Annotated in this window: 30 protein-coding genes; 22 read left to right on the top strand and 8 right to left on the bottom strand. The window is 63.6% G+C overall.

What is annotated here, in order from left to right:
- The first annotated feature begins 79 nt into the window (after positions 1-79).
- From AC1RUK_RS26895 to AC1RUK_RS26910, 4 genes are read left to right on the top strand one after another with little or no spacing between them, the layout of a single operon-like run.
- Positions 80-1183 carry a fatty acid desaturase family protein gene (locus AC1RUK_RS26895; RefSeq protein ID WP_481838208.1) on the top strand — a complete coding sequence of 368 codons (1104 nt, stop codon included), beginning with the start codon at positions 80-82 and terminating at the stop codon, positions 1181-1183.
- A gap of 46 nt (positions 1184-1229) precedes the next feature.
- Entirely contained in the window at positions 1230-1544 is a 315-nt protein-coding gene (locus tag AC1RUK_RS26900) for a Rieske (2Fe-2S) protein (RefSeq protein WP_481838207.1), read from the top strand.
- Positions 1541-2779: an NAD(P)/FAD-dependent oxidoreductase gene (locus AC1RUK_RS26905; RefSeq protein ID WP_481838206.1), complete on the top strand. Its 1239-nt coding sequence runs from the start codon at positions 1541-1543 to the stop codon at positions 2777-2779. Before AC1RUK_RS26900 ends, AC1RUK_RS26905 begins: the two co-directional genes overlap by 4 nt.
- Positions 2780-2818: 39 nt before the next feature.
- The gene (locus AC1RUK_RS26910; RefSeq protein WP_481838205.1) at positions 2819-3625 is read left to right on the top strand and encodes a 3-methyl-2-oxobutanoate hydroxymethyltransferase; all 807 of its coding nucleotides are present in this window, start codon (positions 2819-2821) and stop codon (positions 3623-3625) included.
- 18 nt (positions 3626-3643) lie between these two features.
- Here AC1RUK_RS26910 and AC1RUK_RS26915 read toward each other — a convergent pair whose 3' ends face one another.
- The 5 genes from AC1RUK_RS26915 to hslV form a co-directional block, all read right to left on the bottom strand.
- Positions 3644-4603, bottom strand: a complete 960-nt coding sequence (locus AC1RUK_RS26915; RefSeq protein ID WP_481838204.1) for a DUF1402 family protein — start codon at positions 4601-4603, stop codon at positions 3644-3646.
- A gap of 148 nt (positions 4604-4751) precedes the next feature.
- Complete coding sequence (gene hslU / locus AC1RUK_RS26920) at positions 4752-6065, bottom strand: ATP-dependent protease ATPase subunit HslU (RefSeq protein WP_436170228.1); 1314 nt, start codon at positions 6063-6065, stop codon at positions 4752-4754.
- Positions 6066-6070: 5 nt separating this feature from the next.
- Positions 6071-6670: a DUF2585 domain-containing protein gene (locus tag AC1RUK_RS26925; protein ID WP_481838203.1), complete on the bottom strand. Its 600-nt coding sequence runs from the start codon at positions 6668-6670 to the stop codon at positions 6071-6073.
- Between the two features lie 4 nt (positions 6671-6674).
- The gene (locus tag AC1RUK_RS26930) at positions 6675-7211 is read right to left on the bottom strand and encodes a GNAT family N-acetyltransferase (protein WP_481838202.1); all 537 of its coding nucleotides are present in this window, start codon (positions 7209-7211) and stop codon (positions 6675-6677) included.
- On the bottom strand, positions 7201-7752 hold the full coding sequence (hslV, locus tag AC1RUK_RS26935; protein WP_006201294.1) for an ATP-dependent protease subunit HslV: 552 nt from the start codon (positions 7750-7752) through the stop codon (positions 7201-7203). The genes AC1RUK_RS26930 and hslV overlap by 11 nt, the downstream gene beginning before the upstream one ends.
- A gap of 226 nt (positions 7753-7978) precedes the next feature.
- Between hslV and hisB the strand changes: the two genes are divergently transcribed.
- The 16 genes from hisB to AC1RUK_RS27015 all read left to right on the top strand — a co-directional run bounded on the left by hisB (position 7979) and on the right by AC1RUK_RS27015 (position 20894).
- A complete protein-coding gene (hisB, locus tag AC1RUK_RS26940; protein WP_481838201.1) occupies positions 7979-8578 on the top strand; it encodes an imidazoleglycerol-phosphate dehydratase HisB in 600 nt (199 codons plus the stop codon).
- A gap of 3 nt (positions 8579-8581) precedes the next feature.
- Positions 8582-9055, top strand: a complete 474-nt coding sequence (locus AC1RUK_RS26945; RefSeq protein ID WP_481838200.1) for a DUF2628 domain-containing protein — start codon at positions 8582-8584, stop codon at positions 9053-9055.
- 1 nt (position 9056) lies between these two features.
- Positions 9057-9707 carry an imidazole glycerol phosphate synthase subunit HisH gene (gene hisH, locus AC1RUK_RS26950; RefSeq protein ID WP_481838199.1) on the top strand — a complete coding sequence of 217 codons (651 nt, stop codon included), beginning with the start codon at positions 9057-9059 and terminating at the stop codon, positions 9705-9707.
- 3 nt (positions 9708-9710) lie between these two features.
- Positions 9711-10001, top strand: coding sequence for a DUF1330 domain-containing protein (locus AC1RUK_RS26955; RefSeq protein WP_481838198.1), 291 nt, complete (start codon positions 9711-9713; stop codon positions 9999-10001).
- Positions 10002-10748 carry a 1-(5-phosphoribosyl)-5-[(5-phosphoribosylamino)methylideneamino]imidazole-4-carboxamide isomerase gene (gene hisA, locus AC1RUK_RS26960; protein WP_481838197.1) on the top strand — a complete coding sequence of 249 codons (747 nt, stop codon included), beginning with the start codon at positions 10002-10004 and terminating at the stop codon, positions 10746-10748.
- Positions 10745-11581 (top strand): arginase family protein, encoded by an 837-nt coding sequence (locus AC1RUK_RS26965; protein WP_481838196.1) that lies wholly within the window; start codon positions 10745-10747, stop codon positions 11579-11581. Before hisA ends, AC1RUK_RS26965 begins: the two co-directional genes overlap by 4 nt.
- A complete protein-coding gene (gene hisF / locus AC1RUK_RS26970) occupies positions 11578-12372 on the top strand; it encodes an imidazole glycerol phosphate synthase subunit HisF (RefSeq protein WP_481839383.1) in 795 nt (264 codons plus the stop codon). The genes AC1RUK_RS26965 and hisF overlap by 4 nt, the downstream gene beginning before the upstream one ends.
- Positions 12373-12381: 9 nt before the next feature.
- Positions 12382-12705: a phosphoribosyl-ATP diphosphatase gene (locus tag AC1RUK_RS26975; protein ID WP_481838195.1), complete on the top strand. Its 324-nt coding sequence runs from the start codon at positions 12382-12384 to the stop codon at positions 12703-12705.
- Positions 12706-12728: 23 nt separating this feature from the next.
- On the top strand, positions 12729-13688 hold the full coding sequence (gene coaA / locus AC1RUK_RS26980) for a type I pantothenate kinase (RefSeq protein WP_120011716.1): 960 nt from the start codon (positions 12729-12731) through the stop codon (positions 13686-13688).
- A 78-nt stretch (positions 13689-13766) separates the two neighbouring features.
- Positions 13767-14774, top strand: a complete 1008-nt coding sequence (locus tag AC1RUK_RS26985; protein ID WP_436170219.1) for a glycosyltransferase family 2 protein — start codon at positions 13767-13769, stop codon at positions 14772-14774.
- A complete protein-coding gene (locus AC1RUK_RS26990) occupies positions 14774-15544 on the top strand; it encodes a class I SAM-dependent methyltransferase (RefSeq protein WP_436170218.1) in 771 nt (256 codons plus the stop codon). The genes AC1RUK_RS26985 and AC1RUK_RS26990 overlap by 1 nt, the downstream gene beginning before the upstream one ends.
- Positions 15545-15552: 8 nt before the next feature.
- On the top strand, positions 15553-15954 hold the full coding sequence (locus AC1RUK_RS26995; protein ID WP_436170217.1) for a GtrA family protein: 402 nt from the start codon (positions 15553-15555) through the stop codon (positions 15952-15954).
- Between the two features lie 127 nt (positions 15955-16081).
- Positions 16082-17545 (top strand): hypothetical protein, encoded by a 1464-nt coding sequence (locus tag AC1RUK_RS27000; RefSeq protein ID WP_481840139.1) that lies wholly within the window; start codon positions 16082-16084, stop codon positions 17543-17545.
- Entirely contained in the window at positions 17539-17682 is a 144-nt protein-coding gene (locus AC1RUK_RS27005; protein ID WP_481838193.1) for a hypothetical protein, read from the top strand. The genes AC1RUK_RS27000 and AC1RUK_RS27005 overlap by 7 nt, the downstream gene beginning before the upstream one ends.
- Complete coding sequence (locus tag AC1RUK_RS27010) at positions 17675-19273, top strand: hypothetical protein (RefSeq protein WP_481838192.1); 1599 nt, start codon at positions 17675-17677, stop codon at positions 19271-19273. Before AC1RUK_RS27005 ends, AC1RUK_RS27010 begins: the two co-directional genes overlap by 8 nt.
- An 895-nt stretch (positions 19274-20168) precedes the next feature.
- Positions 20169-20894: a phosphatase PAP2 family protein gene (locus AC1RUK_RS27015; protein WP_481840140.1), complete on the top strand. Its 726-nt coding sequence runs from the start codon at positions 20169-20171 to the stop codon at positions 20892-20894.
- Here the strand turns inward: AC1RUK_RS27015 and AC1RUK_RS27020 are convergent.
- The 3 genes from AC1RUK_RS27020 to AC1RUK_RS27030 all read right to left on the bottom strand — a co-directional run bounded on the left by AC1RUK_RS27020 (position 20803) and on the right by AC1RUK_RS27030 (position 23690).
- Positions 20803-21474, bottom strand: coding sequence for an alpha-ketoglutarate-dependent dioxygenase AlkB family protein (locus tag AC1RUK_RS27020; RefSeq protein WP_481838190.1), 672 nt, complete (start codon positions 21472-21474; stop codon positions 20803-20805). The genes AC1RUK_RS27015 and AC1RUK_RS27020 overlap by 92 nt on opposite strands.
- 94 nt (positions 21475-21568) lie before the next feature.
- Positions 21569-22006 (bottom strand): alternative ribosome rescue aminoacyl-tRNA hydrolase ArfB, encoded by a 438-nt coding sequence (gene arfB, locus AC1RUK_RS27025; RefSeq protein WP_481838189.1) that lies wholly within the window; start codon positions 22004-22006, stop codon positions 21569-21571.
- 82 nt (positions 22007-22088) lie between these two features.
- On the bottom strand, positions 22089-23690 hold the full coding sequence (locus tag AC1RUK_RS27030; RefSeq protein WP_481838188.1) for a phosphoenolpyruvate carboxykinase: 1602 nt from the start codon (positions 23688-23690) through the stop codon (positions 22089-22091).
- A 343-nt stretch (positions 23691-24033) separates the two neighbouring features.
- Between AC1RUK_RS27030 and AC1RUK_RS27035 the strand changes: the two genes are divergently transcribed.
- Positions 24034-24735: a response regulator transcription factor gene (locus AC1RUK_RS27035; protein ID WP_006201274.1), complete on the top strand. Its 702-nt coding sequence runs from the start codon at positions 24034-24036 to the stop codon at positions 24733-24735.
- Between the two features lie 22 nt (positions 24736-24757).
- The gene (locus tag AC1RUK_RS27040) at positions 24758-26542 is read left to right on the top strand and encodes a stimulus-sensing domain-containing protein (RefSeq protein WP_481840141.1); all 1785 of its coding nucleotides are present in this window, start codon (positions 24758-24760) and stop codon (positions 26540-26542) included.
- Positions 26543-26558: the final 16 nt, after the last annotated feature.

Consider the following 26558-nt stretch of genomic DNA (forward strand, 5'->3'; position numbering starts at 1 on the left):
TATTTTGAATTCCGACGCCTGCGATCATACCCTTGGCATTCGCCGGGACGGGACCGCGAGGCGCTGGTGGAGGTTTCCAATGGCGGCAACGATGTCTGCAAAGCCATCCCGGCGCGACTACAGCCTGGTGGGCCGCGATACGCAGTTGGCCGTCGAGAACGGGCTGGCGGCGGCCGAGTGGTACCACACCGACGTTCCGCGCAAGCAGATGAAGGAGCTGATGCAGCGCTCCGACGGGCCGGCGATGCGCGACACCGTCATCTGGCTCGGCGTGCTCATCCTGAGCGGAGCCGGCGGCGCCTGGTTCTGGGGAACCTGGTGGTGCGTGCCGTTCTTCTTCGTCTACGGCACGCTCTACGGCTCCTCGACCGATTCACGCTGGCATGAATGCGGCCACGGCACCGCCTTCCGCACGCAGTGGATGAACGACGCGATCTATCAGATCGCCTGCTTCATGATCATGCGCAACCCGGTGACCTGGCGCTGGAGCCATACGCGCCATCATACCGACACCATCATCGTCGGCCGCGATCCCGAGATCGCCATCATGCGGCCGCCCGACCTCATCCGCGTCATCCTCGCCTTCGTCGGCGTCCTCGATGCCTGGCACGCTATGAAGGACATGGTCCGCCACGCGGCCGGCATCATCAGCGCCGAGGAAAAGACCTATGTCCCCGAGCAGGAACAGCCGAGGGCGATCTTCTTCGCCCGTATCTGGCTGGCGATCTATGCCGCGACGATCGCGCTGGCGCTCTATATGGGCTCGTTCCTGCCCTTCATGCTGGTCGGGCTGCCCCGCCTCTACGGCGCCTGGCACCATGTGCTGACCGGCATCCTGCAGCATGGCGGGTTGGCCGACAACGTCATCGACCACCGGCTCAACAGCCGCACCGTCTACATCAACCCCATCAGCCGCTTCATCTACTGGAACATGAACTACCATGTGGAACACCACATGTTCCCGATGGTGCCCTATCACGCGCTGCCCAGGCTGCACGAGCTGATCAAGCACGATCTGCCGGCGCCGACGCCGTCGATCCTGGCCGGCTACCGCGAAGTGATCCCGGCCTTCCTGCGCCAGTTGCGCAACGAAGACTATTTCCTCAAGCGCGAGCTGCCGCCAACCGCCAGGCCGTATCGCGAGGAATTGCACAACGACAACGCCGTCGCCGCGGCTGAATGACCGGCCTGACGGGCGTAGAGCAAATCCAATTTTTCCGGAGGAACCAATGAGCGACTGGGTCGAAGCCTGTGACGCCGAAGATATCGATGAAGAGGACGTGATGCGGTTCGACCATGGCGGCCGCACCTTCGCCATCTACCGAAGCCCCGACGACGAGTATTTCGCGACGGACGGGCTTTGCTCGCACGAAAAGGTGCACCTGGCCGACGGGCTGGTGATGGACGACATCGTCGAGTGCCCGAAGCACAATGGCCGCTTCAACTACAAGACCGGGCAGGCCAGGGGCGCGCCGGTCTGCGTCAACCTCAGGACATATCCGGTCAAGGTCGACGCCGGCAAAGTCCTCATTCAGATCGGATGACAGTGATGACAAAGGGAATGGTCATCATCGGCGCCGGCGAATGCGGCGGACGCGCAGCGCTCGCGTTGCGCGATCTCGGCTTCGAGGGCCCGGTGACGCTGGTCGGCGACGAGCCGCATCTGCCCTATGAGCGTCCGCCGCTGTCGAAAGAGGCCATGACCGGCGAGGCGCCCGCGATCAAGGCGATTGCCAGCGATGAAATCCTGGCCGAGCGGTCGATCCGGCATATCCATTCGGTTCAGGCGGTGGCGATCGACCGCGCCGCCCATGTCGTGCGCCTGTCGGATGGCTCGGCGCTGCCGTACGACAAGCTCCTGCTGGCGACCGGCTCGCTGCCGCGCAAGCTGCCGATGCCGGGCCTTGGAGCGCGCTGCGTGTATCTCAGGACCTTCAATGATGCGCAGGCCATCCGCGCCCATCTCAGGGCCGGAAACCGCGTGGCAATCGTCGGCGGCGGCTTCATCGGTCTCGAACTCGCCGCCTCGGCGCGCAAGCTGGGCGCTGCCGTCACCGTCGTCGAGGCGCAGCCGCGCATCCTGATGCGCGGCGTGCCCGCCGAAATCGCCGAAATCATCCACAAGCAGCACGAAGCCGAGGGCGTGACGATCCTCGCCGGCCAGGGCATCTCGGCCATCGCCGATGACGGCGCCGAGGTGCGCATCACGCTTGCCGGCGGCCTGGAGGTCGTTGCCGACCTCGCTATCATCGGCATCGGCGCGATGCCGGTAACAACGCTGGCCGCGGAAGCCGGATTGACCATCGACAACGGCATTGCCGTCGACGCCGAACTTCGCACCGGCGATCCGGACATCTTTGCCGCCGGCGACTGCTGCTCATTTCCGCTTGCCGTCTATGGCGGAAGGCGGGTGCGGCTTGAAGCCTGGCGCAACGCGCAGGAGCAAGGTGCGCTGGCGGCCAGGAACATGCTGGGCGCCGGCGAGGCCCATGCCGCCGTGCCCTGGTTCTGGTCTGATCAATATGGCCTGACCTTGCAGATCGCCGGGCTTTCGGACGAGGGGCGTAGCGTCGTGCGCCGCGACCTCGAAGACGGCGCCTTCATCCTGTTCCATCTGGCTGGGGACGGCCGTCTGGTCGCTGCAAGCGGCATCGGCCCCGGCAATGCGGTCGCCCGCGACATCAGGCTGGCCGAAATGCTAATTGCCAGACGAGCAACGCCGGCGCCGGAGGCGCTCGGCTCACAGACGGTCAAGCTGAAGTCTCTGTTGGCGGCGTGAGCCGCGCCATCCGGAAATCAAGGACATAGAGGGAAGAAGATGCCGCGCACCAGACCGACGGTCGCCGACCTGCAATCGCTGAAGGGCAAGCGGCAGCTTTCCAAGCTCAGGGTCTTCTCTATGGAAGAGGCCGAGGCTGCGGAGCGCGCCGGCATCGATATCATCTCCGTCCCCTATGATTTGATCTTCGACCCGCGCTTTCGCGATGCGGCACCGACCTGCTTTGCCATTCCCGGCGACGAGCAGTCCAAAATGGGCGCGACCACGGACGAGATCTTGCGCACGGCGGTGAAGCTGCGTGCGGCAAGCGCCGACGCGATGTATTGCTCGGCCAGCCTGCAGACGATCCGGCGGCTGCGCGACGAGCACATTCCGGTCTGCGGCCATGTCGGGCTGATCCCGGCGCATGCGACCTGGACGGGCGGGTTCAAGGCGGTGGGCAAGACCGCCGGAAGTGCCGCCTTCGTCTGGAAGCAGGTCAAGGACCTGGAAGCGGCAGGCGCCTTCGCCGCCGAAATCGAGGTGGTGCCGGCCGAAATGGCGAGCGCGATCTCCAGGCGCACGCCAATGATCATGATTTCGATGGGGGCCGGCGCCGGCTGCGATGCCCAGTATCTGTTCTCGGAAGATGTGCTCGGCACCCATCGCGGACACTATCCGCGCCATGCCAAACGCTATCGCGACCTGGCGGCGGAGTTCGACCGCATCCAGAACGAGCGCATTGCCGCGTTCAGTGAATATGCCGACGACATCCAGTCCGGCGCCTATCCAGCACCGCAGCACATGGTCGGGGTGGACGCCGAGGAATTGCGCAAGTTCGAGGCGTTCCTCGAATCCCAGGCCTGAGCGGCTTATTCCTCAGCTCTAAAAGAGTACCTTCAGCTCCGACAATTTGTCGTTGACCAGCCAGCCATAATAATTTTCCTCGGGCAGCTTTTCGGGCTCGCCGGCGGCGCGGCGCTTGTCGTTCTCGGCCTTCAGCGCATCGGCGCGCTGCTCGGGATTGCCGACATTGTAGAGCGTCGCGGTGAGGCCGGGATTGCCCGAAATGTCGAAACCGGCGATGCCCTTGTAGGCGTCGATCGATTTCCTGATCGTCGCCGCGACGTAAGGAAGCGTCAGGTCCGGATCCATGATGGTCTTGTAGACCCCGTTCGGATCGGCGACGTCGAGCTTGGGCAGGCCGGACACCTTGTGCACGAAATCGCTCATCTGCAGCGCGGTCAGCGGATTGAGCTGGCCGAGGCCGAAGGTCTGGCCGGCATAATAGGGCTGGAAGAAGGTGGCGCCGAAACGGTCGTTGGGAAAGCTCTCGCCACCAACACTCTTACCGCGGAAAGAATGGTTCCACACCTGCTCGCGGCACTCCCACAGATCGTAGCTGTCGGTCAGGCCAGCGCATTTCTTGAATTCCGGCCGCTGCACGAAATCCGTGATGTCCTCGCCGTCATAGGCGAAGGAGAGCCTGCTCGACAAATAGGAGATCGCCTTGACGTAGTAGGTCTGCAGCCGGTCGTAGGCGTCGACATTGTAGGTATGCTCGCCAACGATGGCGCCGACGATGTGAATGGGATCGATGCCATAGGCCGCCGCCTGCTGCTTGATCTTGCCGCGAAGATCGGCGTCGTTCTGCAGCAGCGCGTAGACCTTCCGGTACTTGGCCTGGAAGGTGGTGCTGGTGGCCTGGGTGCGGCGGCTCGAGGCGCCCGGTATGTCGGGCTGCTCGGCATTGCGGTTTCCCGGCGGCACCAGCGTCGCCGCATCGGCGGCGGGAACCGCTGCCGCCAGCACCAAGCCGAGAAGGAGAAGTATGCGTTTTTTCATGCGCCGCCGCCTGTGAGTCGCCGGGCAAACTAGGTAAAGCTCAATGGAGAGTCGAGAGAACCGCCTCGTCTCGCCGGACGAAAGCGGCCAGATGCTTCCATTTGGCCACACCCTGGTTCTTGCGCCGGAAGCCTGCCCGACGCCGCTTCTACAGGATGAATCTGGACAAATCCGTGTTCCTGGAAAGGTCGCCGACATGCTTTTGCACATAGGCGGCATCGATGGTGACCGCCGTGCCGTTGCGGTCCGGCGCGTCGTAGGAAATCTCGTCCAGCACCCGCTCCATCACCGTCTGCAGGCGCCTGGCGCCGATGTTCTCGACACTGGCGTTGAGATCGACGGCGATGCCGGCAAGCGAATCGATGGCGTCATCGGTGAAGCTGAGTTCGACGCCCTCGGTTTTCATCAGCGCGATGTACTGCTTGATCAGGCTGGCCTCGGTCTCGGTCAGGATGCGGACAAAATCGTCCTTCTCCAGCGCCCGCAGCTCGACGCGGATCGGCAGGCGGCCCTGCAGCTCCGGCAGCAGGTCCGACGGCTTGGCGACATGGAACGCGCCCGAGGCGATGAACAGGATGTGGTCGGTCTTCACCGGTCCGTATTTGGTCGCCACCGTGGTGCCCTCGACCAGCGGCAACAGGTCGCGCTGCACGCCTTCTCGGGAGACGCCGGCGCCAATGCCGCCTTCGCGCGACGCGATCTTGTCGATCTCGTCGAGGAAGACGATGCCGTCGTTTTCGGTCGATTCGAGCGCCCTGCGCACCACCTCGTCCTGGTCGAGCAGCTTGTCGGACTCGTCGCTGATCAGCAGCGCGTAGGATTCCTTCACCGTCGTCTTGCGTGTCTTGGTCTTGTGGCCGCCCATCGCCTTCGACAGCATGTCGTTGATGTTGAGCACGCCGATATTGCCGCCCGGCATGCCGGGAATCTCGAAGCCGGGCATGCCGCCGGTGCCGGTGTCGGCCACTTCGACCTCGATCTCCTTGTCGTCGAGCTCGCCGTCGCGCAGCTTCTTGCGGAAACTGTCGCGCGTGGCCGGGCTTGCCGTCTTGCCGACGAGCGCCTCAAGCACCCGTTCCTCGGCATTGAGGTGGGCGCGCGCCTTGACGTCCTCGCGCATCTTCTCGCGCACCAGGCCGATGGCGATCTCGACCAGGTCGCGGATGATCTGCTCGACGTCACGGCCGACATAGCCGACCTCGGTGAACTTGGTGGCCTCGACCTTGACGAAGGGCGCACCGGCAAGCCGCGCCAGGCGGCGCGAGATCTCGGTCTTGCCGACACCGGTCGGCCCGATCATCAGGATGTTCTTCGGCATCACCTCTTCGCGCATCTGGCCTTCGAGCTGCTGGCGGCGCCAGCGGTTGCGCAAGGCGATGGCCACGGCGCGCTTGGCGTCCTTCTGGCCGATGATGAAGCGGTCGAGTTCCGAAACGATTTCGCGCGGGGAGAATGTGCTCATATCACTCAAATTCCACTTTGCCACTGCCGGATGGACTCGAACGGATGCAGCAGCATGATCACGTTGAGCGTCAGATTGTCCCGGATGATGTAGCCGGTGCCCAGTTCGAAGATCACGGCAAGGCTGACGATCACCCATATAGGAAGCTTTCGCGCCATCACAAATCCCAGCACCATGGCGAACGTATCCGCCACAGAATTGATGATGCTGTCGCCGTAATAGTCGAGCGAGATGGTGCCGGCGCGATAGCGTTCGATGATGAAGGGGCTGTTCTCGAGCAGTTCCCAACCACCCTCGATGAGGACGGCGAAGGCCAGACGGAGGCCGACCGGCGAGCGCGGGAACAGGAACCGCGCCAGCGCATAGAACAGGAAGCCGTGGATGATGTGCGAAGGCGTGTACCAGTCGGAAATGTGCTGGGAATTTTCCGAGCTCTGGACGACGCCGTGCCACAGTTTGACATAGCCGCAGGTGCAGATCGGCGGATGGCCCATGCCGTAAAGGACACCGGCCTGGAAGATGACCAGGGCCAGCACGAGCATCAGCCCCATCCGCCAGCTGTCTTCATAGGCCGAGAGCGTCTTGTCTTCGCCGGTAGCGTTCATTTGGTCAGTGCCCCTCTTGCGCGTCGCCATCGGCCGCATCAACGGCCATCAGCACGGCGTCCCCATATTCCGATTGCCTGCGGCCGATCGCCCTGAAGCCAGCCTTCTCATAGGCGTGGATCGCGCGCGCGTTCTCCGGATGCGGGTCGATGATGACGCGCGGCACCCCTTCCTCGAAAAGCTGTTCGACGAACTGACGCACGATGGCCGAGCCATGGCCGACGCCGACCAACTCCGGCCTGCCTATGGAGAGATCGATGCCCAGCGTGCCGAACGGCTGGTCGGCATAGGGATGATCGTCCTCCAGATGCGGGTCGTAACTTTGCAGATAGGCGATCGGCTTGCCGTCCAACTCGACGATCAACGGTTCGACCGAAATCGAGTCGATATGCTCACGGATCTCGGCGATCTCTTTTTCGGGGTCGTCCCACCATTCGGCGACATGCGGCTCGGCCAGCCAGCCGGCGATCATCGGCAGGTCCTTTTCGGTAACCGGCCGAAATTCGTATATATCGCCCTGTTTGGCCCGCTCAGGCGGCATCGAGCGTTTCGATGACGAAGTTGTTGTTGGTGTAGACGCAGATGTCGGACGCGATCTGCATCGCCTTGCGGGCGATCTCCTCGGCGTCCTTGTCGGAGTCCATCAGCGCGCGGGCGGCGGCCAGCGCATAATTGCCGCCGGAGCCGATGGCCATGACGCCATGTTCGGGTTCGAGCACGTCGCCGGTGCCGGTCAGCGCCAGCGAGACCGACTTGTCGGCCACCAGCATCATCGCTTCCAGCCGGCGCAGATAGCGGTCGGTGCGCCAGTCCTTGGCGAGTTCGACGCAGGCCCGCGTCAGCTGCTCGGGATATTGTTCGAGCTTGGCTTCAAGCCGCTCCAGAAGGGTGAAGGCATCGGCGGTGGCGCCGGCGAAACCGGCAATGACATTGCCGCCCTTGCCGATGCGGCGCACCTTCTTGGCGTTGCCCTTCATGATGGTCTGGCCAAGGCTGACCTGACCGTCGCCGGCGATCACCACCTTGCTGCCCTTGCGCACCGTCACGATGGTCGTGGCGTGCATGGTCAGTTCATTCGACATTTTCTGCTCCGATCAGCACCGATCCCGATACGGCGATCCGGCGCGTTACGAGTGACTTGATCGGCCATATGTATGCATGGGTCAAGCGATTGCAAAGCGGCCTCCGGCAAGCCTCGATAGCGCCGCGCATGGCAACTGGCAATCGCCGGATCATGCTGCTAGAAGGCTCTCGCTTTCAAGCATGTGACGGCTTGGAAGGCGTGAAACCATGGACAAGGATGAGGTCATGTCGCCCCGTTCCGCCGAAGCAAGCCGCAAGACCAAGGAAACCGATATCTCCGTATCGATCCATGTCGACGGCTCGGGCAAGTCCGACATTGCGACCGGCGTCGGCTTCTTCGACCATATGCTGGACCAGCTGTCGCGCCATTCGCTGATCGACATGACGGTGAAGGCCAAGGGCGATTTGCACATAGACGACCACCACACGGTCGAGGACACCGGCATTGCGCTCGGACAGGCGCTGGCCAAGGCGCTCGGCGAGCGGCGCGGCATCATGCGCTATGCCTCGATCGATCTTGCCATGGACGAGACGCTGACCAGGGCGGCGATCGACGTCTCCGGCCGTCCGTTCCTGGTCTGGAACGTCTCCTTCTCGTCGCCCAAGATCGGCACGTTCGACACCGAGCTGGTGCGCGAGTTCTTCCAGGCGCTGGCGCAGAATGCCGGGATCACGCTGCACGTTACCAATCATTACGGCGCCAACAACCACCACATCGCCGAAACCTGCTTCAAGGCGGTGGCGCGCGCGCTGCGTGCGGCGCTCGAACGCGACCCGCGCCAGCCGGATGCGGTGCCCTCCACCAAGGGATCCCTGAAAGGATAGGCGATGGCCATCTATGTCGTGATGGAACCGCCGGGCCGCAGCGAAAAGGCCGACGTGACCTTTGTCCGCGACGGATTTGCCTGGCTCGGCTTCCTGGCGCCCCCGCTGTGGCTCGCCTGGAACCGGCTGTGGGTCGAGGCCGCACTGGCCTTTGTCGGCATGGCCATCCTGTCGATGCTTGGCGAGAAACTGGGGCTGGCCTGGGCCGGCTCGCTGCTCTCGTTGCTGGTCTCGATCTACATCGGGCTGGAGGGGCAGGCGTTGCGGATCGCAGCACTGCGCCGCCGCGGCTGGCATGAAAGGGGCGTTATCGCGGCCGACAGGCTTTATGACGCCGAGACGCGCGATGCGCTGGAGGCCGAAGCGATGGCGGAAGAGCAGGCGACGATGCAGCGCATCGTTCCGGACGCCGCCCTGGCGCGGCCGCCCCAGACCGGCATTGCATTGGGCCTGACCCACACGCCCGGAAAGCCCTGACATGCGGATAGCGATCATCGATTACGGGTCGGGCAATCTGCGCTCGGCCACCAAGGCCTTCGAGCGCGCGGCGCATGAGGCCGGCATCGCGGCGGCGATCGAACTGACGGCTGATGCCGAACGCGTCCGCACCGCCGACCGCATCGTGCTGCCCGGCGTCGGCGCCTATGCCGACTGCGCGGCCGGCCTCAAGGCTGTCGCCGGTATGTGGGACGCGGTGGAGGAGGTGGCGATCGTCAAGGGCCGGCCCTTCCTCGGCATCTGTGTCGGCATGCAGCTGATGTCGGAACGCGGCCTGGAAAAGACCGTGACCAAGGGTTTTGGCTGGATCGCCGGCGACGTCAAGGAGATCACGCCCACCGATCCGGCGCTGAAGATCCCGCAGATCGGCTGGAACACGATCGAGATGACGCGCAAGCACCCGCTGTTTTCCGGCATCGCCACCGGCGCCAAGGGATTGCACGCCTATTTCGTCCATTCCTACCATCTCGATGCGAAGAAGGCCGAAGAGGTGCTGGCGGTCGCGGACTATGGCGGCCCGGTCACGGCGACGGTCGCGCGCGACAATCTCGTCGGCACGCAGTTCCATCCCGAGAAGAGCCAGGCGCTCGGCCTTGCCCTGATCACCAATTTCCTGCGCTGGAGGCCTTAACCCATGAGCAAGAAGGGCTATTGGATGGTCATGCTCACGGCGACCGATCCCGAGGGCTACCAGCGCTATCGTGACGCCATTGGCGATGCCATTTCCAGCTTCGGAGGCCGCTATCTGGTGCGCGGCGGACAGGTCACAAACCCCGAAGGTTCGGACTTTGGCAGGCATGTGGTGGTCGAGTTCGACAGCTACGAAACGGCGCTGAACTGCTATCGGTCGGAGGCCTATCAGGCGGCGCTCAAGCATCGGCGGGCGGCTTCAACCGGGCATTTCGCCATCGTGGAGGGCGCCTAGATGATCCTGTTTCCGGCCATCGACCTGAAGGACGGCAAATGCGTGCGCCTGAAGCACGGCGATATGGCGACCGCGACGATCTACAATGACGATCCGGCCGCGCAGGCTAGAGCCTTCGAGGAGCAAGGCTTCGAGTGGCTGCACGTCGTCGACCTCAACGGTGCCTTCAAGGGCCAGAGCGTCAACAGCGCGGCGGTCGGCGCCATCCTCAAGGCGACGAAGAACCCGGTGCAACTCGGCGGCGGCATCCGCTCGCTGGCGCAGATCGAGGACTGGCTCGACCGTGGGCTTGCCCGCGTCATCCTCGGCACGGTTGCAGTGCGCGACCCCGACCTGGTCAAGCAGGCCTGCAAGGCGTTCCCGAGCAAGATCGCCGTCGGCATCGACGCCAAGGGCGGCAAGGTGGCGGTCGAAGGCTGGGCCGAGGCGTCGAGCCTGGGCGTCATCGAACTGGCGAAGAAGTTCGAAGGCGCCGGCGTCGCCGCCATCATCTACACCGACATCGACCGCGACGGCGTTTTGACCGGCATCAACTGGGACGCCACCATCGACCTCGCCGAAGCGGTGTCGATCCCGGTGATCGCCTCCGGCGGGCTCGCCTCGATCGCCGACATCGTGCGCATGACCATGCCCGACGCGAGAAGGCTCGAAGGCGCGATCTCGGGCCGCGCGCTCTATGACGGGCGCATCGATCCGGCCGAAGCGCTGGCGATCCTGAACGGCAAGCCGGTGGAGGCAACGCCGTGAACGTATCGATCATCCTGGCGTCCTATGACAGCGGTCACTATCACGGCGGCTGCGGCCAGGGGCCGGACGCGTTGATTGCCGGCGGGCTGACCGAGGCACTCAAGCTTGCCGGGCACGACATCGATGTTCACGACATCGGCAAGATGAGTGGTGAGCAGGAGCGCGAGATCGCTACCGGGTTCGCCGTCTGCAGCGCCGTGTCGGGCGAAGTCCGTATTGCCCGTGACCGTGGCCGGTTTCCCATTGTGCTTGCCGGCAATTGTCTGACCAGCGCCGGCGCGGTGGCCGGCGAAGGCGCCGATGCCATGATCTGGGCCGACCAGCATGGCGACCTCAATACGCCCGATACCTCGACATCGGGTTTTCTCGACGGCATGGCGCTGGCGGCCGTGCTCGGGCTTTGTTGGCGGCCGATGGCGGCACAGATCCTCGGATTCAAGGCAATCGATCCCGCCCGCTGCGTGCTGGTCAACGCGCGCGACCTCGACACGGCGGAAAAGCAATTGCTGGAGACGCTGCCGGTCATCCGGACGGAATGCCCGGACTGGGCCGGTGCAGCGCAGAGGCTGAAGAGCACCGGCGCCGAACGCGTCCATATGCATCTCGATCTCGACGTGCACGACCCGGAGGATCTGCAGGCCAACCGCTACGCCACTCCCGGCGGCCCGGCTCCGGAGCAGTTGCGCCAGGCGATGTGCGGCATGGCGGGCTTGCTGCCGATCTCCGGCCTCACCATCTCCGCCTACGATCCGGCATTCGACGCCAAGGGCGACGTGCCGCCGCTGGTTGGTCAGTTGCTGGTCGATCTGCTCGCGACCTTGGAGAAAAGCTGATGCTGAAGGCCCGCGTCATCCCTTGTCTCGACGTCAAGAGCGGCCGCGTCGTCAAGGGCGTCAATTTCGTCGACCTGGTCGATGCCGGCGATCCGGTCGAGGCGGCCAAGGCCTATGACACGGCCGGCGCCGACGAGCTCTGCTTTCTCGACATCGCCGCGTCGTCGGACAACCGCGAGACCATCTTCGACGTCGTCGCCCGCACCGCCGAACAATGTTTCATGCCGCTGACCGTCGGCGGCGGCGTGCGCCAGGTGGCCGACATCCGCAAGCTGCTTCTGGCCGGCGCCGACAAGGTGTCGATCAACACGGCGGCGGTGAAGAACCCGGATTTCGTCGCGGAAGCCGCCGACAAGTTCGGCAACCAGTGCATCGTCGTTGCCATCGACGCCAAGAAGGTATCCGCGGCCAATGAGGCCGACCGCTGGGAGATCTTCACCCATGGCGGGCGCGAAAAGACCGGCATCGACGCGGTCGAATTCGCTCGGCAGATGGTCGATCGCGGCGCCGGCGAGATCCTTTTGACGTCGATGGACCGCGACGGCACCAAGGCCGGCTACGACCTTGCGCTGACCCGCGCCGTTGCTGACGCGGTGCGTGCGCCGGTCATCGCGTCGGGCGGCGTCGGCACGCTCGACCATCTGGTCGAAGGCATACGCGACGGCCATGCCGGGGCCGTGCTCGCGGCCTCGATCTTCCATTTCGGCACCTACACAATCGCGCAGGCCAAGGCGCATATGGCCGCCGCCGGCTTGCCGATGCGGCTGGACTCCCTGGATAATCGGCTCTAAACGGCGCCCATGGCTGACTTTTCGCTGCCCGATCTGGAAAAAATCATCGGCGAACGCGCCCGGTCCGGTGACCCGGACTCGTGGACGGCAAGGCTGTTCGCGAAGGGCATCGACAAGGCGGCACAGAAGCTCGGCGAAGAGGCGGTCGAGACGGTGATCGCCGCCGTGAAGGGCGACAAGCAGGCCCTCGTTTCGGAAAGTGCTGATCTTATATATCATTGGCTTGTCGTTCTCGGCATCGCGGGGGTTCCGCTGGACGACGTGCTGAGAGAACTCGAGGGCCGCACCGGCCGTTCGGGCGTCGCTGAAAAGGCATCCCGGTCGAAGGGCTGACCGCGAGGAGGGCAGGAAACTCGATGGACCAGCTTGCTCCTACCGAGAAATATTCGCCCTATCGTTTCTTCTCGGCCGAGCAATGGTCACAGTTCCGCGCCGACACGCCGCTGACGCTGACGGAAGACGAGATCAACCGGCTGCGCTCGCTGAACGACCCGGTCAACCTCGAAGAGGTCAAGCGGATCTATCTGTCGCTGTCGCGGCTGCTGTCGGCGCATGTCGAGGCGAGCCAGCTGCTGTTCAGGCAGCGGCAGGCCTTCTTCAATGCCCAGGATGTGGTCAAGACGCCCTTCATCATCGGCATTGCCGGCTCCGTCGCCGTCGGCAAATCGACCACGGCGCGCGTGCTCAAGGAACTTTTGGCGCGCTGGCCGTCGAGCCCCAAGGTCGATCTCATCACAACCGACGGTTTCCTGCTGCCGAACGAGATCCTGCGCCGCGACAATCTGATGGAGCGCAAGGGCTTTCCCGACAGCTACGACGTCGGCGCACTGCTCAGGTTCCTGTCGGGCATCAAATCGGCGCAGCGCAATGTCCGCGCGCCTGTCTATTCGCATTTGACCTACGACGTCATTCCCGGCGAGTTCGTCACCATCGACCGGCCGGACATACTGATCTTCGAAGGCATCAATGTGCTGCAGCCGGGTAAATTGCCGAGGGACGGCAAAATCGTGCCGTTCCTATCCGACTTCTTCGACTTCGCCATCTATATCGATGCCGAGGAGGCGCTGATCCATCAATGGTATATCCAGCGCTTCATGCGGTTGCGCGAAACCGCCTTCCGCAACCCGGACTCCTTCTTCCACCGCTATTCGCAGCTGTCGGAAGATGCGGCGCGCGCCATCGCCGAGGGGTTGTGGGCCAACATCAACCTGAAAAACCTGCGCGAGAACATCCTGCCGACCCGGGCGCGCGCCGATCTCATCCTGCGCAAGGGCGCCAATCATCTGGTCGAGGAAGTGGCTCTCAGGAAGCTGTGAAATCTTGAGGCATTCCTTAAAGTCATCTTAACCGAGCTTTTCTATTGTCGGGGCCTGATCCGCGGGCTTCGGCAGGCAATGAACGCGCCATTCTTTCATATCGATCGACCGGCAACTGCCGGCGAAACGAGCCCGAAGAGCGGGACGGCCACGGTTGCGCTGATCGTGCCGGTGCACAATGAGGAAGCAGCGATCGCTCCGTTCCTGGCGGCTGTGCGTGAAAATACCGACCCGCTGAAGGACGCCGGTGTCGCCTTCGAATTCATCTTCATCAATGACGGCAGCAGCGATGCGACGCTCGAACGGCTGATCGAGGCACAGCGAACCGATCGGCGTATCCAGGTGATCGACCTGTCACGCAATTTCGGCAAGGAAGCCGCGCTCACCGCCGGTCTCGACTGCTGCGATGCCGATGCCGCGATCCCCATGGATGTCGACCTGCAGGACCCGCCGCATGTCATTCCGCTGCTCGTCGAAAAATGGCGCGAGGGCTTCGAGGTCGTGCTCGCCAAGCGCTCCAGCCGATCGAGCGACAGCTTCCTCAAGCAGCGCTCGGCGTCGATGTTCTACCGCGTCCACAACTGGATCGCGCAGCAGAAGATCCCGCACGATGTCGGCGACTTCCGGCTGATCGACCGGCAGGTGATCGAGGCGCTGCGCTCCTTGCCTGAACGGCGCCGCTTCATGAAGGGCCTGTTCGCCTGGGTCGGCTTCCGCACCGCGACCGTCGAATACAAACGCGACCAGCGCATCGCCGGACAATCGAAATTCTCGGGCTGGCGGCTGTGGAATTTCGCGCTGGAAGGCATCACCAGCTTCTCTACCGCGCCGCTCGAGATCTGGACCTATGTCGGCGCGACGATCTCGGCTTTGTCGTTCCTCTACGGCCTGCTGATCATCGCCAAGACGCTGGTGTTCGGCATCGACGTGCCCGGCTATGCCTCGCTGCTGGTCAGCGTCCTCTTCCTCGGCGGCATCCAGTTGCTCGGCATCGGCATCATCGGTCAGTACCTCGGTCGCGTCTATGCCGAGATCAAACAGCGCCCGATCTACATCGTGCGCCGCACATATGAGGGGACGGACTGATGGAGCTCGACGCTTACCGCCAGATGGCGGCCACCGAGGACGAGCATTGGTGGTTCTGCGGGCGGCGCGCCATCGCCGAAGCGGTCATCCGCAGCCTGGGCCTGCCTGGCGACGCCGATATCCTCGAGATCGGTGCCGGCACGGGTGGCAACATCCAGATGCTGGAGCAGTTCGGCGCTGTCACCGCGGTGGAGATGAACGATCTTGCCCGCCAGATCGCCCGCGAGAAGACCGGCCACGACTTCCTTGCCGGGCACCTCCCCGACGGCATGCCCGTCGCGTCGCAGGGTTTCGACCTCATCTGCCTGTTCGACGTGCTGGAGCACGTTGCCGAAGACGAAGCCTCGCTGGCAACGATCCGCCGCATGCTGAAGCCAGGCGGCAAGGTCGTGCTAACGGTTCCCGCCCACCAATGGCTGTGGAGCAAGCACGATGTCGGGCTGCACCATATGCGGCGCTATTCGCGCGAGCTGCTGAAGGCGCGCATCGAACAGGCCGGATACCGGATCGAGAAGCTGAGCTACACCAACGCGGCGCTGTTTCCTGTCGCAGCACTTGCCCGCCTGGCCGATCGCCTGCGCCGCTCGAACACCGCCTCCGGGCAGGCAATGCCGCCGAAGCCGATCAACAGCGCGATGAAGGCGCTGTTTTCGGCGGAAAGCCGGATCGTGCCTAACGCCGAACTGCCTTTCGGCGTGTCGCTGCTGGCCGTGTTCGGCAAGGATGCGGCTTTCGACGCGGCGCCCGAAGGTGGCAGACTGGCGGCCTGACCCCCAAGATGCTGAACATGCCCCGCTATGGCCGGATTTCGCGCTTCGCCGTCATCGGCGGCGCCTCGACGCTGATCTATGGCGCCTGCGCCTTGCTGCTTTCGCGAGGCGGCACCGGGGCGGCCATTTTGCCGGCGACCCTGGCGTCGGCGGTCGCCTATGCGGTCGCCGGGCTGTTCTCCTATGCCGGGCACAAATATTTCACCTTCGTGTCGGCGGGCGCCCACGCCTTCGAATTGCCGCGCTTTCTCCTGCTCAACGCGACAGGCCTGGCGACAGCCATCGCCCTGCCGGTCCTTCTCACCGAGAAACTGGGCATGCCCGTGGCCGTTCCGGTCGTTCTGACCTGCATCGCCGTGCCGCTGGTGAATTATATCGTGCTCGGCCGCTGGGTGTTCCGCAATGTCTAGCGCTGAACCTTTCGACAGGCCCCTGGCGGGGCTCGAGCTGTCGTCGCGACCTGTCTGGCTGACGGTGGTGCCGCTTTTCCTGACATTGGCGACAGCCGCCTACGCCGCATGGCTGGCGATCGCGATCGTGCCGACCAATGTCGATGTGTCGTGGCTGCTGGTCGTCTGCGACCGGCTGCTCGCGGGAGAGCGGCTGAACACGGACATATTGGAGACCAATCCACCTTTTTCGATCTGGCTATACATGCCGTTCATGCTTCTGGAAAAGCTGACCGGCATAGGGGCTGAACTCTGGTTGACGCTCGGGGTCGTCTGTCTCGGTCTGGCCAGCGTGTTCGTTTCCGCTCGAATTCTCATGCGCGTCGACCCGGTCTACCGGCAGCCCGGCGTCCTCTGGGTATTGCCGGCTGCAGTATTCATGATCCTGTGTTTCCTGCCGGACCAGTTTGGTCAACGCGAGCAATTCGCGCTGATAGGCGTCTTGCCCTGGCTGGCGTTGCAGTGCGCACGCCAGCGGACGCCGGATTTCGTCGCCGGAACTCTTGCCGAGCGCATCCTGGCCGGGCTGGGTGCGGGTGTCATGGTCATGGTCAAGCCGCCCCACTTCGCGCTGGCCCTGGTGCTGCCATCGCTGTGCCTTGCATTTCAACGACGCTCCCCAAGACCGGTCTTCGTCACGGAAAACCTCATCGGCGCAGCGATAGCCGTCAGCTATGTCGCCTGCATTGCGATCTTTGACCGCGCCTACTTCACGCAGATCCTGCCCCTTCTCGGGGATGTCTATCTGCCGATCCGTGCTCCGTTCATCAACAATTTGGCGAACTGGCCAAAGGTCGTGCTGCTGCTGTCCGCCGCCATCGTCATCGCCATGGGCGGGACGAGACATGTGCACTGGGACACCAGAATCCTGCTGACGAGCGCGCTCGGCCTGGTCATTGCATTCCTGCTCATGGGCAAGGGCTGGCCGAACCATGCGCTGCCTATGGTGGCGATCACGGTACTCGCGTCAGGCCGCCAACTCCTGCGGTTTGGTGATTTTCACAGGGCAGGGATCGTGCGCAGGGCCGCGCTGGGCTTCGGTTGCGCCCTCGTGCTGCAAACGACGGTCAGAGCGCAGTATATCGCGTTGGCGGCGGACAACGGGCCGATCGAGCGATCGGTCGCCGCAATCCGCGCCACGATCGAGCACCCTACGATCATATCGATCGCCTCCCAGATGCAGGCTGCGCACCCCCTGACCCGGTTGGTCGATGGCAGGTTCATATCGCGCCACCCGGGTGCGTGGATGGTGTCCAAGGCGGAGAAACTTGCGCGCAACGCCGATGATCCCGAACAGAAACAGAGACTGGAGACCATCCGCGATCGGACAATCGGCGAATTCGCCGCCGAGATATCGGCAAGGAAGCCCGATATCCTGCTGTCGGGCCCCGAAGCCGATCCCGCCTGGAATGCGCTCATGCTAAACGACAAGAGGATCGCGGCAGTCTTGAGCGACTATCGTGTGCTGCACACCGAGCCGGCAATCACTGTCTATGTTCGCTCCACCGCGCGTCAGGAGGCCGAGCGACTTCGGCGCAAGACGGCATGGTGAGCCCGGCGATCACCTTGCCGGTCCTTCTCACCGAGAAACCGGGTATGCGCGTGGCCGTTCCGGTCGTTTCGACCGGCATCGCCGTGCCTTTGGCGAACTCCATCGTGCCCGGCCGACGGATGTTCCGCAATGTCTAGGGCGGAACCGTTCGACAAGCCCCTGGCGCGCATGGCGCTGTCGTCGCGGCCCCTCTGGCTGACGGTGGTGCCGCTCTTCCTGACGTTGGCGGTGGCCGCTTACGCCGCATGGCTGGCGATCGCGGTCGTGCCGACCAATGTCGATGTGTCGTGGCTGCTGGTCGTCTGCGATCGGCTGCTCGCGGGAGAGCGGCTGAACGCCGATGTCATGGAGGTCAATCCGCCGTTCTCGATCTGGCTCTACATGCCGTTCATGGTTCTGGAACGGCTGGTCGGCGGCCGCGCCGAACTGTGGCTGGCCCTCGGCGTGATCGGCGCCGGACTGGCCAGCCTTGCCGTCTCCGCCCGCATCCTGGCGCGCGCCGATGCGGCCTATCGCCAGCCCCGCGCGCTTTGGGCGCTGCCGGCCGCACTCTTTGTCCTGCTTTGCTTCCACCCGGGCGAATTCGGCCAACGCGAGCATTTCGCGACGATCGCGATCCTGCCCTGGATCGCGCTTCAATGCGCTCGCCAGCGGGCGCCGGGATTTACCGCCGGCGCGGGTTGGGAACAGGTCGTCGCGGGCGTCTGCGCGGCCATCGTGGTCATGGTCAAGCCGCCGCATTTCGCGCTGGCCTTTGCCTTGCCCGCCATTTGCCTGGCTTTCCAGCGCCGATCCCTGAAACCGCTGTTCGTTGTCGAAAACATCATCGGCGCCGCGATCGTTGCGCTCTACATCGCCTATATCGTGGTTTTCCAGACGACATTCCTGACCGAGATCCTGCCGTTTCTGCGAGATGTCTATCTGCCGGCACGAGTGCCATTGCTCGCTCTGCTCTTGAACTGGCCGCGATTGCTGTTCTTTTTCGCGGCAGCGACGGTTCTTCTGGCCGGCGGTTTCAGGCAGATGCATTGGGACGCCAAAATCCTGCTGCTGGCCGCGCTCGGCTTCGTTCCAGCCTTTCTGATCATGGGCAAGGGCTGGCCAAACCATGCCTTGCCGATGATGGTTCTCGGCATCCTTGCCTTTGGGGTGCAATTGCTGCGCGCGGGCGACAATGGCCGCGTGAAGCCGCTCGGCTGGCTCGCCGCCGCCCTTGGCGGCTTTCTCATATTGCAGACCACAGCCGGCATCCAGCGGCTCTTCCTCACCGCCGACAACGGGGCAATCGAGCGGACCGTGGCCTCAATCCAGCGTATCGGCCCAAAGCCGACGATCACGTCGCTTGCGGCCCGACTGCAGGTAGCTCACCCTCTCGCCAGGCTGGTCCATGGCGACTTCGTCTCGCGCTATCCTGCGGCCTGGGCCGTCTACAACGCCAACCTGCTCGCCGCCAGCACCGATGATCCCGGGCAGCGGCACCGGCTGGAAGCCATCCGCGACGGCATTATCGGGCAATTGGCGTCGGAGATTGCCGCCAAGAAACCGGACATCGTGCTTTACAGCGCCGGGACCGGGCCGCTCTGGGACGAACTCATGCTGCGCGATCCGCGGATCGCGCTTGTACTGCAGCAATACGAGGTCCTGCATCGCGAGCCGACGCTCACCGTGTATCTGCGCAGCAATAGGGTTTCCACCCTCCAGGTCGGTACAGAACACGCTTCAAAGTAAGCGCAGTGCCCGGGCACTGGCTCTGTTGCGATGCCGCTCATAGGTCGCGACGCTGTCTTGACGACGGCGGCGACACTTCCTGCGCCTGCTTCTGGGACATGATTGCCGATACGGTTTAGAGCAATTCCAGGAAAAGTGCGTAGCGGTTTTCCGTCCGGAATTGCGTAAAAACAAATGCTTGGAGCGGGTCGGCGGTTCTATCAAAAACTGAACCGCTCTAGCCGGTCGAGGACGGTTTTGCGCCCGTAAGGCCGCGCTGGACCCATAGGCGCAACGCGCTTCCCGCCACCTGAGTAAGCTCAGCCCGATTCATCGCTCGCCGCACTGCCTGATTCATGCGGCCGCCTGATCGCAAGCCGTCGCCAACTTGCCCTGGCGCGGCGGCGATGGGCCACTCGCAACATGAAGCCATCCCGCCTGTTTTTGCTTCGAGGCGAGTTTCGCCGCGAAGGACTTGCTCTGCTAGTAACGGTCAAGTGAGCATGCACCAACATGGAATCTAACACGGGACCAGTTGCTTTTCATTTCTTGTTAATGGAGTCAGACCAAAACAAATACTTATCAATCATAGTAGATACATAGTACATGTATCTCTAATACAGAAATTTCTAATACAATGATGAGACCGGTAGCTTACAGCGAAGCCAGGCAGGTCCTGATTTGGACTGTAGGACTTTCTTATGTCCTTATGGTGCTTTGCCTTCTCGCCACCAAGGTAAGTCTCGACTATGAGCAGGCAGCTCACGCCTATATGACTGCCATACCCGTTCCGGCCTTGCTCTATGCCTATTGGCGCCGGATACGCCCAATCGATGCGGGCCTCGAGACACTGATCGCGGCTTTTCTCCTGACGATCCCATCGCTGGTGTGGACCTATGCGGGGATGAGCCTTGCCTTGCCGCTGGCCGACGCGAATCTGATTGCGATGGACAAAGCCCTGCACTTCGACTGGTGGAGTTTCATCACCTATGTCGACCACCGCCCGCGCCTTGCCCGCCTGCTTGGCTTTGCCTACGGATCTTTCTCCATTCAATATTTTCTGCTTCCGATGTGGCTCGCAATCTCCGGCAACGGCGTCCGAGCCTGCGCCCTCCTGTTCAGCTACGCACTGTTGTGCCTGTTCTCGAGCATTCTCGGAGCCTGGTATCCGGCGCTTGGCACCTATGTGGCCTATGGCGTCGGAAACGGCGATCTCGCAAACATCAATGCCAAATTCGGCTTCTTCTTCCTCGACCAGTTCCATGCGGTCCGCGACCAACACGAGTTCGTGCTGAGGATCGGCCAGGCCGCGGGTATCGTTACCTTTCCTTCCGTCCATGCCGGCGTGGCCGGCCTTTGCGCCTGGGCAGCCTGGGACAGCCGCGTCCTGCGTTACCCGCTCCTGGTGCTGAATATCCTGATGGCGACCTCGGCGGTCAGCCATGCGAACCACTATCTGGTCGACGTGATCGCCGGCCTCGGCATCGCCGCGCTCACGATCAGTATCGCGACCTCATTGTTCTACCGCCCGCGCGCGGCCGGGTCTTTTGTCAGCGCAGGCGCCGAAAGGTTTCGCCTTGCACTTGCCCGGCAGCGCCGGGCCATGACGCCGGCAGGGTCACCCGCCGCAGTGTCAGATTGATCCGGCCGCCATTTTTGAGCAGCGCCGAGGTCGACGGATAGATCCGGTCGACGCCGTGGAAGCAAAGGCGGCCTTCGCCACCGAGCACGACGACATCGCCGCTCTTCAGCCTGAACGATTTGGTACCGCCGTCGCGCGTCGTCTGGCCGACGCGGAACAGACAGTCGTCGCCCAATGACACCGAGACGACGGGGGCGGAGAAATCCGCCTCGTCGCGATCCTGGTGAAGACTCATTTTGGCGTCCTGCGCATAGAAATTGACGAGGCAAGCCTGCGGCGGATGTGGGTAAGCCGCCACCTCTTGCCACAGTTGCAGCAACGCCTCCGGGATCGGCGGCCACGGCAATCCGGTCACCGGGTGCGTCGGCTGATAGCGATAGCCTTGCTCCTTGTCGGTGACCCAGCCGAGTGCGCCGCAATTGGTCATGCGCACGCTCATCTCCTTGCCGGTGCGCGGCATGGCCGGCACGAACAAAGGTGCGGCCTGCACCACCTTCCTGATCTCCTCGACCAGCGCTTCCTGCGCGGGACGCGGCAGGTGGCCGGGCATATGGCGCACGCCTTTGGGCAGAACCAGCATCAGAGTTTCCGCCTCATTCGGTTTGTCTGGCAGAGAATGCCATCATCAGAAGAAAACGGCGACCCGAAAGCCGCTTTCGCCGGGCAAGGCAACCTCAGTCGTCGCCGACCCGGCCGCGCAGCTTCTTCACGGTGGATCGTCCCGCTTTGGTCTTGAGACGGCGCTCGACGGCGCCCTTCGACGGCCTGGTCTTCTTGCGCGGCGGTGGTGGCGGCTCGGCCGCCTTGGCGACGAGAGCCGTCAGCCTGGCGCGTGCGTCCGACCGGTTCTGCTCCTGCGTGCGGAAGCGTCCGGCCTCGATGACGACGACGCCGTCCTTGGTGGCGCGCTGGCCGGCGAGTTTTATGGTCCTTTCGCGCACGCGCTCCGACAGGCCCTGCGCGTTGGCGGCGTCGAAGCGCAGCTGCACCGCGGTCGCCACCTTGTTGACGTTCTGGCCGCCTGGGCCGGACGAGCGGATGAAATCCTCGTGCAGGTCGCCCGGGTGGATCACGGCGTCGTCGGCAATGATGATCTTGTCGTCGTTGGTCATGCCGCAGTCATGGCGCGGCGAGGCAAAAAAGAAAAGACCCGACCGAAGCCGGGTCTCGATACGCGAGCGGATGCCGAAAGGGCTATTCCGCGGCTTCCTGCAGACGTGGTGCGGCGCCCATGATCGTTGCATCGACATGGGCTTCGAACTTCTCGAAATTGGCGGCGAACATGCCGACCAGCCTTGCCGCTTGCCGATCATAGGCCGGCTTGTCGGCCCAGGTCGAACGAGGATCGAGAATGGCGCTGTCGACGCCGGCAACCGCCACCGGCACCGCGAAGCCGAAATTGGCGTCGGTGCGGAAATCGGCTGATTTCAGCGAGCCGTCGAGTGCGGCTGCGAGCAGCGCCCGCGTCACCTTGATCGGCATGCGGCGGCCGGTGCCATGGGCGCCACCGGTCCAGCCGGTGTTGACCAGCCAGCAATCGGCGCCGTGGCCGGCGATCAGCTCGCGCAGCAGATTGCCGTACTCGGACGGATGGCGCGGCATGAACGGCGCGCCGAAGCAGGTCGAGAACGTCGCTTCCGGTTCGGTGACGCCCTTTTCGGTGCCGGCCACCTTGGCCGTGTAGCCGGAGAGGAAATGGTACATCGCCTGCGCCGGCGTCAGCCTAGCGATCGGCGGCATCACGCCGAAGGCGTCGGCGGTCAGCATGATGATGTTCCTGGGATGGCTGGCGCGGCCCGTCTTGCTGGCATTGGGGATATAGTCGAGCGGGTAGGCGCAGCGCGTGTTTTCGGTCAGGCTGCCGTCATTGAAGTCCGGCACGCGGTCGGCGCCGAGCACGACATTTTCCAGAACGGTGCCAAAACGCTGCGTGGTGGCGAATATCTCCGGCTCGGCTTCGGCCGAAAGCCTGATCGTCTTGGCGTAGCAGCCGCCCTCGAAATTGAAGATGCCGTGCGGACCCCAGCCATGCTCGTCGTCGCCGACGAGCGTGCGCGACGGATCGGCCGACAGTGTCGTCTTGCCGGTGCCCGACAGGCCGAAGAACACCGCCGCGTCGCCGGCCGGCCCTTCATTGGCCGAGCAGTGCATCGGCATCACGCCCTTCGCCGGCAGCAGATAGTTGAGCATGGTGAACACCGACTTCTTCATCTCGCCGGCATAGGAGGTGCCGCCGATCAGCACGATCTTGCGCGTGAGATCGACCGCGATCACCGTTTCGGTGCGGGTGCCGTGGCGGGCCGGATCGGCGCGGAAGGACGGCAGGTCGATGATCGTCATCTGCGGCACGAAATGCTCGAGTTCGGCGCCTTCAGGGCGGATCAGCAGATTGCGGATGAACAGCGAATGCCAGGCGAATTCGGTGATGACCCTGGTCGGCAGCTTCAGCTCCGCATCGGCGCCGCCGACCAGATCCTGGACGTAGAGATCCTTATCCGCCGCATGGGCGCGGAAATCGGCAAGCAGCGTGTCGAACTCAGCCGGAGAAATCGCCTTGTTGTTGTCCCACCAAACATCCGGCGCGGTCGCCGCGTCGCGAACGACGAATTTGTCCTTCGGCGAACGGCCGGTGTGCTGGCCGGTCTCGGCGACGAGCGCGCCATGGGCGGTTAGCCGTGCCTCGCCGCGGCCGATTGCCTTCTCATAGAGCGCGGCGGCGCTAAAATTATAGCGCACCATGCCGGTGGTCTCGAGATCGATCGGGCATGCGGGATTGCGTTTGCCGGCTTCCGACATCAAGTGTCCCTTCAATGATTTGCCGCATCATGGCTGGTGAATTACCTATGCTCCGCGAAGGAGGCTGGGACGGTCAGAACCAGAAAACACGAATGATATCAAATCATTAATCGATTTAAAAATTTTGAAAGTTGTTTAAATCGTTTATATGTGCAAAAAGTCTGATGGTTGCCCAAAGGATTGGCAGTCGTTGATCGTCCAATCCGCGTAGGGGTGCGATTGTGGCCGCCGGCATGCCGTCCGTGACATCGGGCGGAGCCTATGCCACATTTTGTACCTAATTTGTCCTGCAAAAGCCCCTTCTCTACGAAAGAAGGGACAGCTCATGAGGGAGCCGCTTGAAATGGCAACAATCGCGCTTGTCGATGACGACCGCAACATTCTGACTTCGGTGTCGATTGCCCTCGAATCGGAGGGCTACCGCGTCGAGACCTATACGGATGGGGCGTCAGCGCTGGAAGGCCTGGCGGCGCGGCCGCCGAATCTCGCCATCCTCGACATCAAGATGCCGCGCATGGACGGCATGGAGCTGTTGCGCCGGATGCGCCAGAAATCCGACCTGCCGGTGATTTTCCTGACCTCGAAAGACGACGAGATCGACGAGCTGTTCGGCCTCAAGATGGGCGCCGACGACTTCATCCGCAAACCGTTTTCGCAGCGTCTTCTGGTCGAGCGGGTGCGCGCGGTGCTTCGCCGCACCAGCGCCCGCGAGGCGGCAGCCAAGGCGCCCAGCCAGCAGGCCCGCTCGCTGGAACGCGGCCAGCTGGTCATGGACCAGGAGCGGCATACCTGCACCTGGAAGGGCGAGCCGGTGACGCTTACTGTGACGGAGTTCTTGATCCTGCATTCGCTGGCGCAGCGTCCCGGCGTGGTAAAAAGCCGTGATGCGCTGATGGATTCGGCCTATGATGAACAGGTCTATGTCGACGACCGCACCATCGACAGCCACATCAAGCGGCTGCGCAAGAAGTTCAAGGCCGTCGACGATGACTTCGAGATGATCGAAACCCTTTACGGAGTCGGATACCGGTTCCGCGAGGCTTGATTTCAGCGGGAGCTGCTATTCGATGGCAGTGGACGTAGAGCGGAGCAGAAGGGCGGGCGCTGCCAGGCGCCCGTCGAGGATTCTGCCCGCATTCCTGTCGAAGATCACCGTGCCGATGCGCCGGTTCCTCGGCCATCACATCTTTTCCAGCCTGACCCGGCGCATCCTGTTCCTCAACCTTGCCGGCCTCGCCGTCCTGGTCACCGGCATTCTCTACCTCAACACCTTCCGCGACGGGCTGATCGATGCCCGTGTCGAAAGCCTGATGACGCAGGGCGAGATCATCGCCGGCGCGATCGCGGCGTCGGCGACGGTCGAAACCAATTCGATCAGCATCGATCCGGAAAAACTGCTGGAGCTGCAGGCCGGCGAAAGCCTCGGACCCGGCTCCGACCAGCTCGACAATCTGGATTTCCCGATCAATCCGGAGCGCGTCGCGCCGGTGCTGAGAAGGCTGATCTCGCCGACGCGCACGCGCGCCCGCATCTACGACCGCGACGCCAACCTGCTGCTCGATTCGCGCCATCTTTATTCGCGCGGCCAGATCCTGCGCTACGACCTGCCGCCGGTCGAGGAAGAGGAGCCGGACCTCCTTGAGCGGGTGCAGAAATTCGTCTTCGACTTCTTCCGCAACACCGACCTGCCGGTCTACCACGAACAGCCGGGTGGCAATGGTGCGGCTTTCCCCGAAGTGGTCAAGGCGCTGACCGGCAGCCCATCGACCATCGTGCGGATCAGCGAGCAGGGCGAGCAGATCGTTTCGGTGGCCGTGCCGATCCAGCGCTTCCGCGCCGTGCTTGGCGTGCTGATGCTATCGACCGAGGGTGGCGACATCGACAAGATCGTCGCCGCCGAACGCAAGGCGATCCTGCGCGTCTTCGGCATCGCCGCACTCGTCACTGCCATCCTGTCGATGTTGCTCGCCTCGACCATCGCCAATCCGCTGCGGCGGCTGTCGGCCGCCGCCGTCAGGGTGCGGCGCGGCGTCAAGAACCGCGAGGAAATCCCCGACTTTTCCGACCGCCAGGACGAGATCGGCAATCTGTCGATCGCCGTGCGCGACATGACCAATGCGCTCTATGCCCGCATCGAGGCGATCGAGAGTTTCGCGGCCGACGTCTCGCATGAGCTGAAGAACCCGCTGACGTCGCTGCGCAGCGCCGTGGAGACCTTGCCGCTGGCCAAGAACGACAATTCGCGCGGCCGGCTGATGGAGATCATCCAGCACGATGTCCGCCGGCTTGACCGGCTGATCACCGACATTTCCGACGCCTCCCGGCTCGACGCGGAGCTCGCGCGGGAAGACGCGGGAACGGTCGACCTGAAGAAATTCATCACCGATCTCGTTGCCGTGTCGCGTGAGGCGACGCGCAACAAGAAGGCGGTCGAGATCGAGTTCAAGGCTGCCAAGTTGCCGCAGGGCGTCAGAGGCTATTTCGTCACCGGCCACGATCTCAGGATCGGCCAGGTCATCACCAATCTGATCGAGAATGCCCGCTCCTTCGTGCCGGAAGACCATGGCCACATCGCCATTTCGCTGGCGCGCGCCGGCAAGGTCAACATCGTCACCGTCGACGACAACGGCCCCGGTATCCGGGCCGACAACATCGACCGCATCTTCGAACGCTTCTACACCGACCGGCCGGCCGGCGAGGCCTTCGGCCAGAATTCAGGCCTGGGCCTGTCGATCAGCCGGCAGATCGCCGAGGCGCATGGCGGCACGCTGACGGCCGAGAACATCCCGGGCACCAAGCCCGGCGAGATCAAGGGCGCGCGCTTCGTCGTCACCTTGCCGGCCGAAGGCTGATCCGGCCCGAACACGA

The sequence above is a fragment of the Mesorhizobium monacense genome (assembly GCF_056781675.1).

Coding starts and splice junctions, on each gene's coding strand:
- AC1RUK_RS27040 (WP_481840141.1), top strand. CDS start 24,758: ATGGCAGTGGACGTAGAGCGGAGCAGAAGGGCGGGCGCTGCCAGGCGC.
- AC1RUK_RS26905 (WP_481838206.1), top strand. CDS start 1,541: ATGACAGTGATGACAAAGGGAATGGTCATCATCGGCGCCGGCGAATGC.
- AC1RUK_RS26975 (WP_481838195.1), top strand. CDS start 12,382: ATGGCTGACTTTTCGCTGCCCGATCTGGAAAAAATCATCGGCGAACGC.
- arfB (WP_481838189.1), bottom strand. CDS start 22,006: ATGACCAACGACGACAAGATCATCATTGCCGACGACGCCGTGATCCAC.
- hslV (WP_006201294.1), bottom strand. CDS start 7,752: ATGTCGAATGAACTGACCATGCACGCCACGACCATCGTGACGGTGCGC.
- hisB (WP_481838201.1), top strand. CDS start 7,979: ATGTCGCCCCGTTCCGCCGAAGCAAGCCGCAAGACCAAGGAAACCGAT.
- hisH (WP_481838199.1), top strand. CDS start 9,057: ATGCGGATAGCGATCATCGATTACGGGTCGGGCAATCTGCGCTCGGCC.
- AC1RUK_RS27035 (WP_006201274.1), top strand. CDS start 24,034: ATGGCAACAATCGCGCTTGTCGATGACGACCGCAACATTCTGACTTCG.
- AC1RUK_RS26925 (WP_481838203.1), bottom strand. CDS start 6,670: ATGAACGCTACCGGCGAAGACAAGACGCTCTCGGCCTATGAAGACAGC.
- AC1RUK_RS26990 (WP_436170218.1), top strand. CDS start 14,774: ATGGAGCTCGACGCTTACCGCCAGATGGCGGCCACCGAGGACGAGCAT.
- AC1RUK_RS26955 (WP_481838198.1), top strand. CDS start 9,711: ATGAGCAAGAAGGGCTATTGGATGGTCATGCTCACGGCGACCGATCCC.
- AC1RUK_RS26915 (WP_481838204.1), bottom strand. CDS start 4,603: ATGAAAAAACGCATACTTCTCCTTCTCGGCTTGGTGCTGGCGGCAGCG.
- AC1RUK_RS26895 (WP_481838208.1), top strand. CDS start 80: ATGGCGGCAACGATGTCTGCAAAGCCATCCCGGCGCGACTACAGCCTG.
- AC1RUK_RS26930 (WP_481838202.1), bottom strand. CDS start 7,211: ATGCCGCCTGAGCGGGCCAAACAGGGCGATATATACGAATTTCGGCCG.
- AC1RUK_RS27020 (WP_481838190.1), bottom strand. CDS start 21,474: ATGCTGGTTCTGCCCAAAGGCGTGCGCCATATGCCCGGCCACCTGCCG.
- AC1RUK_RS26985 (WP_436170219.1), top strand. CDS start 13,767: ATGAACGCGCCATTCTTTCATATCGATCGACCGGCAACTGCCGGCGAA.
- hisA (WP_481838197.1), top strand. CDS start 10,002: ATGATCCTGTTTCCGGCCATCGACCTGAAGGACGGCAAATGCGTGCGC.
- AC1RUK_RS26945 (WP_481838200.1), top strand. CDS start 8,582: ATGGCCATCTATGTCGTGATGGAACCGCCGGGCCGCAGCGAAAAGGCC.
- AC1RUK_RS27010 (WP_481838192.1), top strand. CDS start 17,675: ATGTCTAGGGCGGAACCGTTCGACAAGCCCCTGGCGCGCATGGCGCTG.
- AC1RUK_RS26900 (WP_481838207.1), top strand. CDS start 1,230: ATGAGCGACTGGGTCGAAGCCTGTGACGCCGAAGATATCGATGAAGAG.
- AC1RUK_RS26910 (WP_481838205.1), top strand. CDS start 2,819: ATGCCGCGCACCAGACCGACGGTCGCCGACCTGCAATCGCTGAAGGGC.
- AC1RUK_RS26995 (WP_436170217.1), top strand. CDS start 15,553: ATGCTGAACATGCCCCGCTATGGCCGGATTTCGCGCTTCGCCGTCATC.
- hslU (WP_436170228.1), bottom strand. CDS start 6,065: ATGAGCACATTCTCCCCGCGCGAAATCGTTTCGGAACTCGACCGCTTC.
- AC1RUK_RS27030 (WP_481838188.1), bottom strand. CDS start 23,690: ATGTCGGAAGCCGGCAAACGCAATCCCGCATGCCCGATCGATCTCGAG.
- AC1RUK_RS27005 (WP_481838193.1), top strand. CDS start 17,539: ATGGTGAGCCCGGCGATCACCTTGCCGGTCCTTCTCACCGAGAAACCG.
- coaA (WP_120011716.1), top strand. CDS start 12,729: ATGGACCAGCTTGCTCCTACCGAGAAATATTCGCCCTATCGTTTCTTC.